This window comes from Bifidobacterium sp. ESL0790 (genome assembly GCF_029395435.1).
Classification (GTDB): domain Bacteria; phylum Actinomycetota; class Actinomycetes; order Actinomycetales; family Bifidobacteriaceae; genus Bifidobacterium.
Genome location: NZ_CP113915.1, coordinates 1,649,077 through 1,663,531, shown reverse-complemented (window position 1 = coordinate 1,663,531; position 14,455 = coordinate 1,649,077). Strand labels below are relative to the sequence as shown.

General features: G+C 61.1%; 7 protein-coding genes. 4 read left to right on the top strand and 3 right to left on the bottom strand.

Features of this window, described 5'->3' with window-relative positions:
* Positions 1 to 38: 38 nt before the first annotated feature.
* The 4 genes from OZY47_RS06185 (at position 39) to cydC (ending at position 6,559) form a co-directional block, all read left to right on the top strand.
* Positions 39 to 1,511, top strand: a complete 1,473-nt coding sequence (locus OZY47_RS06185) for a cytochrome ubiquinol oxidase subunit I (RefSeq protein WP_277177478.1) — start codon at positions 39 to 41, stop codon at positions 1,509 to 1,511.
* Positions 1,508 to 2,578, top strand: coding sequence for a cytochrome d ubiquinol oxidase subunit II (cydB, locus tag OZY47_RS06180; protein ID WP_277177477.1), 1,071 nt, complete (start codon positions 1,508 to 1,510; stop codon positions 2,576 to 2,578). Before OZY47_RS06185 ends, cydB begins: the two co-directional genes overlap by 4 nt.
* A 209-nt stretch (positions 2,579 to 2,787) precedes the next feature.
* Positions 2,788 to 4,683, top strand: a complete 1,896-nt coding sequence (locus OZY47_RS06175; protein ID WP_277177476.1) for an ABC transporter ATP-binding protein/permease — start codon at positions 2,788 to 2,790, stop codon at positions 4,681 to 4,683.
* A gap of 58 nt (positions 4,684 to 4,741) precedes the next feature.
* Positions 4,742 to 6,559 carry a thiol reductant ABC exporter subunit CydC gene (cydC, locus tag OZY47_RS06170; protein WP_277177475.1) on the top strand — a complete coding sequence of 606 codons (1,818 nt, stop codon included), beginning with the start codon at positions 4,742 to 4,744 and terminating at the stop codon, positions 6,557 to 6,559.
* Positions 6,560 to 6,945: 386 nt separating this feature from the next.
* Here the strand turns inward: cydC and OZY47_RS06165 are convergent, their stop codons facing one another.
* From OZY47_RS06165 to OZY47_RS06155, 3 genes are all read right to left on the bottom strand, one after another.
* The gene (locus OZY47_RS06165) at positions 6,946 to 8,865 is read right to left on the bottom strand and encodes a BspA family leucine-rich repeat surface protein (protein WP_277177474.1); all 1,920 of its coding nucleotides are present in this window, start codon (positions 8,863 to 8,865) and stop codon (positions 6,946 to 6,948) included.
* A 1,564-nt stretch (positions 8,866 to 10,429) separates the two neighbouring features.
* Positions 10,430 to 12,751: a BspA family leucine-rich repeat surface protein gene (locus tag OZY47_RS06160; RefSeq protein WP_277177473.1), complete on the bottom strand. Its 2,322-nt coding sequence runs from the start codon at positions 12,749 to 12,751 to the stop codon at positions 10,430 to 10,432.
* A gap of 681 nt (positions 12,752 to 13,432) precedes the next feature.
* Entirely contained in the window at positions 13,433 to 14,401 is a 969-nt protein-coding gene (locus tag OZY47_RS06155) for a polyprenyl synthetase family protein (protein ID WP_277177472.1), read from the bottom strand.
* Positions 14,402 to 14,455 lie beyond the last annotated feature (54 nt).

Sequence of the window (14,455 nt, the reverse complement as noted above, 5' to 3'; positions counted from 1 at the left end):
ACTAAACGCATAGTTAGGATAGGGAAGAAAGGAAAAGTATGACTATCTTGGGGTTGTCGCGTTTTCAGTTCGCGATGACGACGGTCTTCCACTTCTTCTTCGTTCCGTTGTCCATCGGCCTGGCATTTTCCGTGGCCGTTATGGAAACGTTATACGTAGCGAAGAGAAAAGAAGTTTACCGTCGTATGGCCCAGTTCTGGGGGAAGGTATTCCTCCTGAGCTTCGCCGTCGGTGTGGTCACCGGAATCATCCAGGAGTTCCAGTTCGGCATGAACTGGTCGAACTACTCCCGCTTCATGGGTGATATCTTCGGCGCGCCACTCGCCATCGAGGCGCTGTTGGCCTTCTTCATGGAGTCCACGTTCATCGGCGTCTGGATGTTCACTTGGAAGCGGTTCAAGCCGGGCGTGCACGTCATCTTCATCTGGCTGACCTGGCTCGGTTCCACCTGCTCCGCCATTTGGATCCTCGCGGCCAACAGCTTCATGCAGAACCCTGTCGGCTACGGCATCAATAAGAAGACCGGCCATGCCGAGATGACGAGCTTCGCGGCTGTGGTGAGCAATCCGCAGCTGTGGCGTCAGTTCCCGCACGTGGCCACCGGCGCGCTGATGACCGGTGCCTTCGTGATCGTGGGCATGAGCGCCTTCGGCATGATGCGCAAGAACGGCGACCGCGCCTTCTTCACCCGCTCCATCCGTGTGGCGGCCATCATCGCCCTCGTCTCCTCCATTCTGGTGATCATCACCGGCGACCTGCAGACCCTCGAGGTCATCAAGGACCAGCCGATGAAGTTCGCCGCCACCGAGGGCATCTACGATGACCTCAAGAGCCCGGCGCCCTGGATGGTCGTCGGATTCATGAACGAGACGAACCACACCTCCAGCGGTCTCGAGATCCCGGGCATGCTTTCGCTGCTCGCCTTCCACAAGCTCTATGGCGGCACCATCCAAGGCATGAACACCCTGAACGAGCAGTTCAAGGGTGAGGGTGGCAAGATCATCCAGAACGGCATCGCCCATCCGGAGATCTCCAACTACTACGTGCCGGCCAACGTGCTCTTCTGGAGCTTCCGCTTCATGGCGGCCGTCGGCTTCGCCATCCTGATCCTCTCGATCTGCGTGCTGTGGTTCACCCGCAAGTCCAAGAACACCCTGGCGGACAGCCGCTGGAAGCTCTGGATCCTCGGCGTCTGCACCTATCTGCCGTTCGTCGGCACCACCGGTGGCTGGCTCATCACCGAGCTCGGCCGTTACCCGTGGATCGTCTACGGCCTGCAGACCATCCAGGACGCGGTCTCGCCGACCTCGACCGTCGCCGGTTTGCTGACGACCAATATCGTTTACTTCCTGCTCTTCTGCCTCATGGGCGGCGTGATGATCTTCTACTCCCGCCGTGTGCTGCACCAGGGCCCTGAACCCGCGTCCGACGCGGAGGTGAAGGCTGAGGCCAAGACCTCTCCCGCCCACGCACCGGTCAAGGGATCCGCAAGAAAGGTGGCGCTGGCATGAGTGAGTTCCTCGCCAAACCATTGATTGATGGCAACAATTTCCTTCAGCTGCTGTGGTTCTTCGTGATCGCGCTGGTGTTCGCCATCTTCCTCTTCCTTGACGGCATCGATTTCGGTGTCGGCATGGCCACCCGTGTGCTGGCCCGCAACGGCGACGAGCGCGCGCTCTACATGCGCGCCATCGGCCCGCACTGGGACGGCAACGAGGTCTGGCTCATCACCGGTGGCGGCGCGATGTTCGCGGCGTTCCCGCTGTGGTACGCGAGCCTCTTCTCGGGCTACTACCTGCTGCTCTTCCTGGTGCTCGTCGGCCTCATCCTCCGTGGTGTCTCCTTTGAGTTCGCCAGCCATGCGGTCAGCGACCGTGAGCGCAACGTGTGGCAGTGGGCCAACTTCATCGGCAGCGTGTTGCCGCCGTTCTTCCTGGGCATGATGCTCACCAGCCTCATCCAGGGCGTCCCGATGAACACGAAGGGCGACATCTTCGGTGGCTTCTTCGACTACGTCAACCTGCTTTCCGTGGTCGGCGGCGTCGCCGTGGTGTTCTTCAGCTTCCAGCATGGAGTCCATTTCCTGAGCCTCAAGCTCAACGAGACGGAGTCCCGCCGCTTGCTCAACACCACCGAGAAGACCTACTGGATCGCCTACCCGGCGCTGGTCGTCTTCGTGATTCTCGCCTTCTTCTTCACCGATTTCTACCAGCGTCGCACCTGGTCGACCCTGCTGATCACCATCGTGATCCTGCTGGCGACCGTCTGCGGGCACGTGGCCGACATGAAGAAGCATGGCGGCTGGGCGTTCATCGCCTCGGGCGTCACGCTGGCCGGCATCATCGCCTTCATCTTCAACGGTCTCTTCCCGAATGTCATTCCGGCGAAGAACCCGTCGATGAGCCTGTCCATCGCCACGGCCTCGGCCTCGCAGTACACGTTGCAGGTCATGACGATCGTGCTGTGCTGCCTGCTGCCGATCGTGCTGATCTACTTCTCCTGGAGCTACTTCATCCAGCGCAAGCGCCTGATCACCGACTCGCAGCCGGCTTCGATCAAGGCCGTCGTCGCCGGATGATGAATCCTGGTTTTATGATTCGGCGTGAGCTTCAGGGCGAACACTGAACCCCGCCCGATGTTTTGGCGTCATGCCGGTGGATGTGAGATAATATCCACCGGCATGACGGGGAGCATCGGGCTTTCTTTGTGTTTCGTATCCATCTTGGGTTGGGATGTGCGCAGGTGATTGACAAAAGCTTATTCGAGTTCTCAGGCGTCCGGGCGCGGATGGGGCTCCTGGCCCTGCTTTCGCTGCTGCAGGCGCTGTTCATCGCGGGGCAGGCGCATGGCCTGGCGAGAGGGCTGGTGGCCATCTGGCAGCAGCAGGCGGCCTCCGCGCTGGTGAGCCCGGTCATCGAATTCCTGTGCTTCTACCTGCTGCGGCACCTGTGCGACGTGGCCAAGCAGTCCATCTCCACCCGTTTCGGCGAGAAGGTAGCGGGCGAGATCCGCCCGAAGCTGCAGAGCAAGATCTTCCGCCTCGGCCCCTCGGCCCTCGCCTCGCGTGGCACCGGTTCGACGGTGACGATGCTCATCGACGGGCTCGACCAGGTCAAGACCTATATCGAGATTCTCTTGCCCAAGATGACCGACATGATGATCATCTCGCTGGTCATCCTCGTGGCGGTGTGGACGCAGGATTGGGTCAGCGGGCTCATCCTGCTCTTGATGTACCCGCTCATCATCTTCTTCATGGTCATCCTCGGCCTCGCGGCGCGCGACAGGTCGAACAAGCAATACGACCAATTCAAGATCCTCAACACCAAGTTCGTCGACAGCATCCTCGGCCTGCCCACCCTGAAGATGCTCGGCGTCGACAAGGAATACGAGGGCGAGATCTACAGCGTGAGCGAGCGTTTCCGCAAGCGCACCATCGACGTGCTCAAGGTGGCCATGACCTCCACCTTCGCGCTGGACTGGTTCACCACGCTCGGCATCGCCATCATGGCCGTCTTCCTCGGCCTGCGTTTGGTCAACGGCACCATGCCGCTTTTCCCGGCCATGTTCGCGCTGATCATGGCCCCCGATTACTTCCTGCCCGTCCGTCAGTTCGGCGACAACTACCACGCCACGCTCGACGGCAAGAACGCCCTGCACGACATCATGGGCTTCATCAACAGCCCCGAGACGCCGCAGGACGACGAGACCCAGTGGGACGGCTGGACCAAGGACAGCGAGCTCAAGCTCGAGCATGTCGACTTCGCCTATCCCGCGGGGAGCAAGGCGAACGGCGACAGCGAGGCCGCGGTGGCTGGTGGCCACAATGTGGCGATGAACGCCGTCGAGCAGCAGCGCGATGGTGACGATGGCGACGCCAATGACAAGAACAAAGGCAAAAGTAAGCGTAGGCGTAAAGGCAAGGGCAAGAAAGACGCTTCCAAAGGCGTCGCTGTCAGCAAGACGTCCGAAGCCCAGGCCCTTGGCCCCGACGCCCTGCACGACCTTACGATGACCTTCAAGGGCTATGGCAAGATCGCCGTCATCGGCAAGTCCGGAGCCGGCAAATCCACCCTCATCAACCTGCTGGCGGGCTTCAACGCCCCGCACGCCGGCAGCATCGAGCTCGACGGGCACGAGCTCAAGAACTTCAACGTGGCCGCCTGGCAGCGCCACATCAGCTACATTCCGCAGACCCCATACATCTTCAGTGGCTCCATCGCCGACAACATCCGCTTCTACGTGAGCGACGCGAGCGACGAGCAGGTGCGCGCGGCCGCCCACGAGGCGGGTCTGGACGACTGGCTCGCCCAGCTCGCCGATGGGCTCGACACGCTGATCGGCGAAGGCAACCGCGGCATCAGCGGCGGGCAGGCCCAGCGTGTGGCCCTGGCCCGCGTGCTCATCGACAAGTCCCGCGAGATCCTGCTCTTCGACGAGCCCACCGCCCACCTCGACATCGAGACCGAATACGACCTCAAGAAGACGCTGCTGCCGGTGATGGAGAACCACCTGGTGGTCTTCGCCACGCACCGCCTGCACTGGCTCGAGAACGTCGACCAGGTGGTCGTGCTCGACAAGGGCCGCGTGGTGGAAGCCGGCACGCCCCAGGGTCTCATCGGCACGGGCGGCCAGCTCGACCAGCTGATCGACGAGATGGGAGGCAACCAGATTGACCAGTACTGAAACCGTTACTGAGACCAACACCGACCTCCACGCGAATCCGACGGCAGACATGGCGAATATGAACGACGAACAAGCAAAGGGCACACCCGTCAAGGGCGGCAGGCTGCGCGACTACCTCAAGATCTGGGACCACGACCACTGGTTCTGGCCCTACCTGCGCGAGAACAAGCGCAAGCTCGCCTTCATCTTCTTCCTCGGCTCGATGACCTTCGTGTGCGCCGCGGCCCTCATGTTCACCGCCGGCTACCTCATCAACCGTTCGGCGCGCATGCCCTATAACATCCTGATGGTCTACGTGCCCATCGTGCTCACCCGCGCCTTCGGCATCGGCCGCCCGGTGTTCAAATACGTCGAGCAGCTCAAAAGCCACGACTGGGTTCTCCACGTCATCTCCAAGCTGCGCGTGCAGCTCTACCGCACCCTCTCCAAGGACGCCGCGTTCTTGAACGAGCACGAGCGCACCGGCAGCGTGCTGAGCCTTCTGGCCGACGACCTCGACCACCTCGAGAACTTCTACCTGCGCACCATCTTCCCGACCGTGGTGGCCTATGTGCTCTGGATCGTGGTCACCATCGCCATGGGCGTTTTCTCTTGGTCCGGCGCGCTGCTGCTCTTCGTCATGCTCGCTTTGGTGCTCATACTCATCCCGCTGATCTCGCTGAGCTTCTCCACCGACCATTACGCGCTCGAGAAGCAGCGTCAGCAGGCCGAATACACCAAGGTCACCGAAAGCTACCTCGGCCTGAGCGACTGGGTGATCACCCACAAGGGTGACGCCTTCACTTCCATCGGCGCCGACGAATACCGTGAGATTCAGCGCAGCAAGGCGCAGCAGAAGAGCTTCGAGCGCTGGCGCAACTTCGCCATCCAGGTGGTCTTCGGCATCATCGCCATCGGCCTGATGGTGGGCGCGGGGATGACCATGACCGGCACGAAATCGATGGCCAACTGGTCCGCCTCCATCGTGCTCGCCGTCTTCCCGCTGGTCGACTGCTTCATCAACGTGGCGCAGGCCGCCGCCGAGATTCCGCTCTACAGCGACTCGCTCAAGCATCTGAACGACCTGACCAGCCGCGTCGAGTCCCGCCAGGCCGAGCCCGCCAAGCAGATGAAGCTCGAAGGCCCCATCGAGAGCGTCGACTTCGACCACGTCACCTTCGCCTACGGGCCGGGGCAGCCGGTGCTGCTCGACGACTTCACGCTGCATGTGGCGGCGGGGGAGAAGATCGCTCTGCTCGGCCCCAGCGGCGAGGGCAAGACGACGATTCTGCAGCTCTTGTTGGGCGACTTGCAGCCGCAGAGCGGCGAGATTCGCATCAACGGCGTGCCTGTGGCCCAGCTGCAGGACGAGCGGCCTCGCATCTTCGGCTACCTCAACCAAGAGGCGTTCCTCTTCAACTCCACCATCGCCGAGAACGTGCGCCTGGGCGCCCCTGACGCCACCGACGAGGAGGTGTGGGCCGCATTGAAGGCCGTGAGCCTCGACGAGACCGTGCGCGCGCTTCCCGACGGCCTCGACACCGTGGTGGACGAGGCGGGGCAGCGGTTCTCGGGCGGCCAGCGGCAGCGTATCGCGTTGGCGCGCGTGGTGCTCAAGGACACCCCGGTGATCCTGCTCGACGAGCCCACCATCGGCCTCGACCCGATCACCGAGCGAGACCTGATGCGGATGATCTTCTCGGCCGTCGGCGACAGGACGCTGCTGTGGGTGACGCACCACCTGCAGGGCGTGGAGGACGCCACCCAGGTCATCTTCCTGGAGGATGGCCGCATCGCCATGCACGGCGCCCCCGCCGAACTCTACCGCGACAACGACCGCTTCCGCACCCTCTACAAGCTGGACGTCGGCGATCTGGAGGCGCTGAAGGCCGTGTGAGATTGCGGCGGGGCGGGACTTGGCTCGGTTCGCTTAGAGTCCTGCTTTGAAGGCATCGGCAAAGGGCCGGAACATGTTGCTTCATGTTCCGGCCCTTGTCTTGTTGTTGCATTGACGCGCCGATCCCCCCCGGCTGTAGTTCTGTCCATCTATGTACGTTTCCTATCGCTGATTGCAAGTCAGCGATAGTTTTTCGTTGTGGGTGGACGTTTTCTATCGGTAAGTTGCGCGGCGCGGCGGTGAGTTGTGGTGTTGCGGCGTTTGATGGGGCGGAGATGATTGCGGGACTGCTGCCGTCATTGTTGTCGCGGGTGATTGCTGCTGTTTTGTGGGATTGGCCTGTGTGGTGGTGAGTGGTGGCGTGGTGGTGAGTGTGGTTTGCGGGTTTATTTGGTGTGGCGGGGGCCATGGGCGGTGTGTTTGGCGGCGTGGTGGAGCTTGGCGTGCGACGGCCTGTTGGAGGCCGGCGAGGGGCTGGCCTGCGTGGCCATGGTGTGGTGCTTGGTGGCTTGGTGATTGACGATGCGGTGGTTGACGGTGGTGAAGCCGTGGGGAACCGGCATGGTGTGGCCGTTGGTGGTGATCAGGCGGAGGCCGTGGTTGCGGCGGTTGCGCAACGTGGTGGTGATGCCGATGAACATCGCGGCCATGAGGATGAGCAGGAGCTTGGACCACAGTTCAGCCGGGCCGCCGGTGAAAGGTATCGCGGTGATGGGGTCGGTGATCTTCTTGGTGACCGGCTCGCTGGTGTTGATGCCGTCGCTCAGCACGTATTGGACTTTCTTGGCTCCGGTGACGGCGATTGGCTTGGTGGCGCTGAAGTGGCCGCCGGGTCCGGCAGTCACGGTGAGCGTCGTGGTGGTGCTTCCACCGTCTGGCCAGCTGATGGGGGTGTCGGTGTTGTCGAGCCAGCTGATGGTCACCGTGTCGCCCGGCTCGGCGACGGCTTGCAAGCGGTCGGAGCTCATGACCACGCCGCCCGCGCTGCTGGGTGCGGCGTACATGTCGATGATGGAGGGTGGAACCATGTCGGCGTTGCCGTCCTTGCCATCCGACCAGAGGCCGGTGGGGCCGCCGGCATCCTTCACCTGCGCTGTGACGGTCACCTTCGTGCCGGTGCCGATCTGGTCGGCGGCGGCGATGCTGGCGAAGCTGGGCGCGTTGGTAAGGTCGGCGGCCCAGTTGCTCCCATTGATGGTGGCGACTACGTTCTGGTGTTGTTCTGTTCCCGTCGCGTCGGTCCAAGTAAATCGTACGTGGATGGTGTCGTCGTGGCGCAGGAGGCTGGCGGTGCCCGTGGCCCGTATGCTTTTGGATCCGCCGCCGAGGTCGTGTGGCCAGGTGACCGAGTTGACGTCGGGCACGGGTATGGGGTTCCATTGGGGCGTGATGGTCAAATTGCCGGTGTGGGTGAGGGTGTCGCCGGGGATGTAGGCGTTGTGGTTGGCGTCGATCCAGTTGAGGCGGCGGGTGGCGGATCCGGTCAGGCCGGTGTCTCCTGCGATGGTGCAGGTGTCCGTGTCGGTCCAGCTGAGGCAGGGGTGGGGGTAGTCGCCCTTGGTCCCGTCGTCGTGCGCGTAGATCAGTTGGGATTGTGGTGTGCCGAACCAGGTGGGCTGGGTCACCGCGGTGGAGTACGCGCCTGTGGGCGTGGCGTTGGATTGGAAGTGCTTCGGCGTGTACACGGTCGAACCGTCCGGCAGCGAGGTCGATTCGACGGCGCCCTCCATGTAGATGGTCTGTGCGGGGCTGGCGGGGAACACGCTTGACTGCACTAAGGGTGCCAGCTTGGAGGTGCCCGCCCCTAGACGCAGGCGTTTGATATGCGTGCCGTTGAACATGAAGGTCGTAGCGGTGACACTGCTGGTGTCCCAGCCGCTCAGGTCAAGGGTTGCGAGCGACTGGGTGTAGAGGAACACGTACGTCATGTCGGTGATGTGGCTGGTATCGAGGTTCGGCGCGGAGAAAGACGTAAGCGCGGTCATGCTCCCGAACCAGCTAGCCATGCTGGTGACTGTGGGCTGAAGGGTCAGGCTGTCGACGGTCAGCGAGACGACTTTATCGCTGTAGTCGTAGCCTCTCCATGGGAAATAGTAGGCGCTGTAGTTCTGGCTGAGTATTCCTCCGGTGATGGTCATGTTGCAGGCGGAGTCGATGGTCCAATCGAAATGGTCCGTGGCGGGGCCGCCGTACGTGCTGCCCTGCCAGGTCGCCGTCGTCGGTGTGCACGAGCTTTGCGGGCCCACCTGCGGCTGTCCGGCCGGATCCGCTTGATGGATTACGGACGGGGTCTTGCCTGCCTGCATCTTCTTCGAGGTGCCTGTGAACGAGGCCTTATGGATTGAATTTGAACGTGTGCCTTGACTGCTGGAACGTGTGGAGTCACGAGAATCTGAAGGTGCGGGGCTGCGATGCTTCGAATCGGTTTTGTGGTCGCGACGTGAGTTTACGGATGGTCGCGACGGGTTGTCGTATTTCAATAACGATGAAAGTGACGGTAAAGATGAAAGTGAGAAGTGATTAGTTTGGGTTGGTGAGTTGTGATAAGAATTGGTCGTTAGGACTGCGGGGGGGGGTCGATCTCGGTGCTTTTTTGGTTGTCCACATTCGATAGGTTGCCTGTTAAGGGCGCGAGCATCGCCGCGCACGCGAGGACGGACACCACCACGTTCAACATCGGATAACCCCTTCAAGACACCGTTCCAAGCCCCGCGACCACGCCTCCGGGCGCAGCCCAAGAGGAGCCACGCGCGTGACGTATCGCATTGCCAAAGATGGGTCAATATTATAACGTCCGAGTGACCACAGTCTAATTAATCTTGCGTTCCGGTGATGATTCGTCCGACGAAACCGCCGAATCTGGCCGATTCGTATGACTTAAAATCTTGTGGCAGCGTGTCGCGCCCGGCCTGTTCGCCTGGTGTGTCTCATGTTTTGTGGATCCGACAATATTGTTTCCGCAAAGCACTTGTCTTTTCTTCGATGTCACCGCCGGCTTCGCTGCACGGCTTTTCGATTTATGGCTTGCGCGTCATATTTTGCCCAAGCGGTTGGCGTGGCATTGTCTCGCCGAATATCTGGGGCGTCGGGAATCATGAAGGGGCGATGAGCCAATGGCTAGCTGAAAAGAAAGCTCATGTGGACCACTGGTCGGAACCAGCGGCCCACACAAACCAAATAACGAGAAGGACGTAAGAATAGTCGCCCTATCGGTGAAGTCCAACGAGACAAAGCGTTAAATGACCCGGCAACTGTCTCGAAGTGAGACCACTTCGACCGACAAACTGAACTTATCATATTGCGTGAGAATCTTCAAATGTCCTAAAGAAATATCCTGAAGAAATGTCCAATTTTATTGAATCTTTAGGTTTTCATTTGGCTTTTCTTGTACAAACCGATAGTGTTTGTCGTGCCGCGCGCATGCGGTGGGCTTCCCTTGAGACGGAAGGCCGAAACGTGCGTGCGGTCGGCTTGGACCATAAGGCCGGCTGAAAATAACAAGAATGGGAGGCTCTTATGCCGTCCAATAAGAATAAAAGACCCGGGAACTCCGGGCTCTGCTGGCTCGTGGCGACGGTGTTGCTCGCGATCGCGCCGAAGGTAAGTCCGCCTTTGGCCGCGGCGATCCTGCTGATTTGCTTGTTGTACGCGATTCGCAGGATGGGGTAGTGCCAGCACCATGCTGACGTGAAAGTCGGCATGGCGGGATGATCCGGCGGTCCTGTGCCGCCGGATTTTTCATGCTCGAAGGCTGTTGCTGACTTATGTGGTGGCGTGGTGGGTTTGGGCTGTGTGGCTGCGAGTTGCGGCGTGGGTCAGTTGTGTGGTGGTGAGAGTTGTGGCGCGGTTTAGTGGCGTTGGGCGTGGTGGTTACTTGGTGTGGCGGGGGCCGTGGGCGGCGTATTTGGCGGCGTGGCGGAGCTTGACGTGCGATGGGGTGGGGGAGGCCTGCGAGAGGCTGGCCCGCATGACTGCGGCGCGGTGGTCGTTGGCTTGATGGGTCGCGGCGTGGTGATTCATGGTATGGCGGTTGGCGTGATGGTTGCGCGTCGGTGTTCCACTCGTGGTTTTGCCGTTGGTGGTGAGGTTATGGAAAATTGGCATGGTGTGGCCGTTGGTGGTGACGAGGCGGAGGGCGTGGTTGCGGCGGTTGCGCAGCAGGGTGGTGGCTCCGATGAGCATCACGGCTAGCAGGATGAGCAGGAGCTTCGACCAGACTTGGGCCGGGCCGCCGGTGAGGGGGATGGCGGTGATGGGGTCGGTGATCTTCTTGGTGACCGGCTCGCTGGTGTTGATGCCGTCGCTGAGGACGTATTGGACTTTTTTGGCGCCGGTGACGGCTAGGGGCTTGGTGGCGGTGAACCGGCCTCCGGGGCCGGCGGTGACGGTGAGCGTCGTGGTGGTGCCTCCTCCGTCGGGCCAGCTGATGGGGGTGTCGGTGTTGTCGAGCCAGCTGATGGTGACCGTGTCGCCCGGCTCGGCGACGGCCTGGCTTCGGTTGGAGCTCATGGCGATGCCGCCCGCGCCGTCGCGGTTGGCGTAAGAGCTTGACAGTTCCGGCGCGACCATGTCCGCATAACCGTCCTTGCCGTCCGACCAGAGGCCGGTGGGGCCGCCGGCGTCCTTGACCTGCGCAGTGACGGTAATCTTTGTGCCGGTGCCTTTCAGATCGGCGGCCGCGATGCTGGCGAAGCTGGGCGCGTCGTTAAGGTCGGCGGTCCAGTTGCCGCCGTTGACGGTGGCGGTGGTGTCCTTGTGTTGTTCGGTGCCGGTCGCGTCGGTCCAGGTGTAGCGCACGGGGATGGTGTCGTCGTGGCGCAGGAGGCTGGCGGTGCCCGTGGCGCGGATGCTACGTGACCCTCCGCCCAAATCATGCGGCCAAGTAACCGAGTCGACCGTGGGGACGGGTATGGGGTTCCATTGGGGCGTGACGGTCAGGGTTCCGTCGTGGGTGAGTGTGTCGCCGGGGATGTAGGCGTTGTTGTTGGCGTCGATCCAGTTGAGGCGGCGGGTGGCGGATCCGGTCAGGCCGGTGTCTCCGGCTATGGTGCATGTTCCCGTGCCGTCCCAGTCGAGGCAGGGGCGGGGGTAGTCGCCCACGGTTCCGTCGTCGTGGTTGTACTGGATGCTTCGTTTGGCGTTGCCGAACCAAGTGGGCTTGGTCACCGCGGTCGAGTAGGAGCCAGCTGGCACCGCATTGGACCGGAAGTGTTTCAGCGCGTACACGGTCGAGTTGTCCGGAAGCGTGGTAGTTTCGAAGGCCCCATCGACGTAGATGGTTTGTGCGGGGCTTGCGGGGAACGCCTCCGCCTGTACCTCCGATGCCAGATTCGCGGTGTTCGCGCCCAGGCGCAGCCTTTTGAGATACGTGTGTTCGAACATGTAGCGCATGTCGGTGACGTTGCTGGTGTCCCAGCCGCTAATGTCAAGGGAGACGAGTGATTCCGCACCACTGAACATCCCGTGCGTGCTGGTTAGCTGCGGCGTCGTCCAGCCGCTTAGGTCGAGGGTGGTGAGCGAGGATGCTCCATCGAACATGTTGGTTGCGTTGGTGAGGCTGCTGGTGTTCCAGCCGCTCAGATCGAGGCTGACGAGCGAGGAGGCGTCGTCGAACATCGCGTATGTTTTAGTGATTTTGCTGGTGTCCCAGCTGTTGAGGTTTACTGAGACCAGGGCGTAACAGCAGTTGAACATATAACTTACGTCTTGCAGGTTTCTTGTGTCCCAGCTACTCAGATCGACATTCTTCAGCTTATGGCATTGGTTGAATATGCCTTGCATGTGGGATATACCCAAGGTATTCAAACTAGGTGCCGAAAAAGACTTCATTTCAGTCATATATTGGAACCAGTATTGTATGTCGGTTACTCCGCTCGTAAGCTGCAGTGAACTACTGATGGTCAGCGAGACGACTTTAGTCCCATAAGTACTGGCTTGAGACCAGGGGAAAGGCGAAGAAGCGTAAAAATAGTCATAGCTGAGTATCCCGTCGGTTATCGTCATGTTGCAGTCGGCGTCGATGGTCCAGTTCATGTAATCGGTGGTGGGGCCGCCGTGGTCGCTACCCTGCCACCTCTCGGTAGTTGGCGTGCACGAGCTCTGCGGGCCCACCTGCGGCTGTCTGGCCGGATCCGCCTGGTGGATTACGGACGGAGTCTTGCTGGCTTGGGTCTTTTTCGAGGTACCTGTCAACGAGGCCTCATGGATTGAGTCCGAACGCGTACCTTGACGGTTGGAACGGGTGGAACTACGGGAGGCGGAACGTGTGGAACTGTGTTGCTTCGAATCGGATTTGCGGTCGGGACGTGAGTTTGCGGACGGGCGCGACGATGCGTCATGTTCCAACAATGAAAATGACGTTAAAGAGGGAAGTGAGAGATGATTACTCTTAGTTGGTGAGTTGTGATAAGAATTGGTCGTTAGGACTGCGGGGGGGGGTCGATCTCGGTGCTTTTTTGGTTGTCCACATTCGATAGGTTGCCGGTCAAGGGCGCGAGCATCGCCGCGCACGCGAGGACGGACACCACCACGTTCAACATCGGATAACCCCTTCAAGACACCGTTACCGGCTCCACGACCACGCTTCCGGGCGCAACCCAAGGAGGGCGCGCGGATGTGTCGCATTGCCGAAGATGGGTCAATATTATAACGTCCGAGTGACCACAGTCTAATTAATCTTGCGTTTGAGCGATAATTCGTCCGACGAAAGAGCCAGATTCAAGCGATTCGTATGACCTAAAATGCATGTTGCGAAGGCGTTTCTACATCCCGCCCCGGCGTGTCTTACGCCTTGTAAGCACGAAAATTCCGCGGCGCCGAAATATTATTGCCGCAAGACGCCCGTCTATGCAAAGCCCAGCGCCAGCCGCCACTCTAGAGCGAGGCGACCAGTTTGTCGAGCGTCTTGACCAGCAGGGCCTTGATGTCCGCGTTCAGCTTGTCGCCCGCGGGCTCGCCGAGCGCCTGGCGCGCCTTGCCGCAACGCTCGCGCACGGTGTCTTTGGACCGCTCGATGTATTCCGGGTGCACGTCGAGGTAATCGAGCGCCTTGGCCGGGTCGTCGGACTTCACCAAGGTGATGAACGACGGGTCCTCCTTCATGGCGAGGATGACCGGCAGGGTGTAGATGCCGTCGCGGATGTCCTCGAGCTTGGGCTTGCCGGTGTCGTGCTCGACGTTGAAGTCCTCGATGTCGTCCATGATCTGGAAGGCGACGCCGAGGTTCTCGCCGTAATCCCTGGCGAGCGTGATGAGCGGGTTGGCCGGGTCGACGCCGGAAAGCTCGAGGCCGGTGGTGCAGGCCAGGCGGAAGAGCGCGGCGGTCTTGCCGCTGACGGCGCGCGTGTAGTATTCCTCGGTGATGCCGGTGTTGTGGCGGGCGCTCTCCTGCAAGAGGTCGCCGGCCACGATCTCGTTGACCGTGTGGGCCTGGTAGGTGACGAAGGCCGTGTTGGGCGCGACGCTGGCCATCACCTCCATATAGCGCGAGAGGATGAGATCGCCCAGGTAAATCGCCGCCTTGTTGCCGCGCATGGTGTGCACGGTGGGCTTGTTGCGGCGGATGGGGGCGTTGTCGAGCACGTCGTCGTGCACGAGGGTGGCCAGATGCAGCATCTCGATGGCCTTGGCGCCGGTGACGATGGCCTCGGGGGCCGGCTCCGGGCGCTCCTGGATGGCGTAGGAGAAGAGCAGCACCAGCGAGGCTCGGATCATCTTGCCATGGTTGTCGAGCAGATTGCGGTAATCCTGCCGATACGGGGTGACGTTGCTTTCCTCGTGGTGCAAGGCATCGACGACACGCTGCATATCCGCGCGTAGCAGGTGTTCTTGTCGAAATGGCATGCTGGGACCTCTTGTTTGATGTATCGGACGTACCCAATATAGCAATCGCGGCCT

Excerpts from the sequence above, each read along its gene's own strand:
- OZY47_RS06185 (WP_277177478.1), top strand. The coding sequence starts at position 39 with ATGACTATCTTGGGGTTGTCGCGTTTTCAGTTCGCGATGACGACGGTC.
- cydB (WP_277177477.1), top strand. The coding sequence starts at position 1,508 with ATGAGTGAGTTCCTCGCCAAACCATTGATTGATGGCAACAATTTCCTT.
- OZY47_RS06175 (WP_277177476.1), top strand. The coding sequence starts at position 2,788 with ATGGGGCTCCTGGCCCTGCTTTCGCTGCTGCAGGCGCTGTTCATCGCG.
- cydC (WP_277177475.1), top strand. The coding sequence starts at position 4,742 with ATGAACGACGAACAAGCAAAGGGCACACCCGTCAAGGGCGGCAGGCTG.
- OZY47_RS06165 (WP_277177474.1), bottom strand. The coding sequence starts at position 8,865 with ATGCAGGCAGGCAAGACCCCGTCCGTAATCCATCAAGCGGATCCGGCC.
- OZY47_RS06155 (WP_277177472.1), bottom strand. The coding sequence starts at position 14,401 with ATGCCATTTCGACAAGAACACCTGCTACGCGCGGATATGCAGCGTGTC.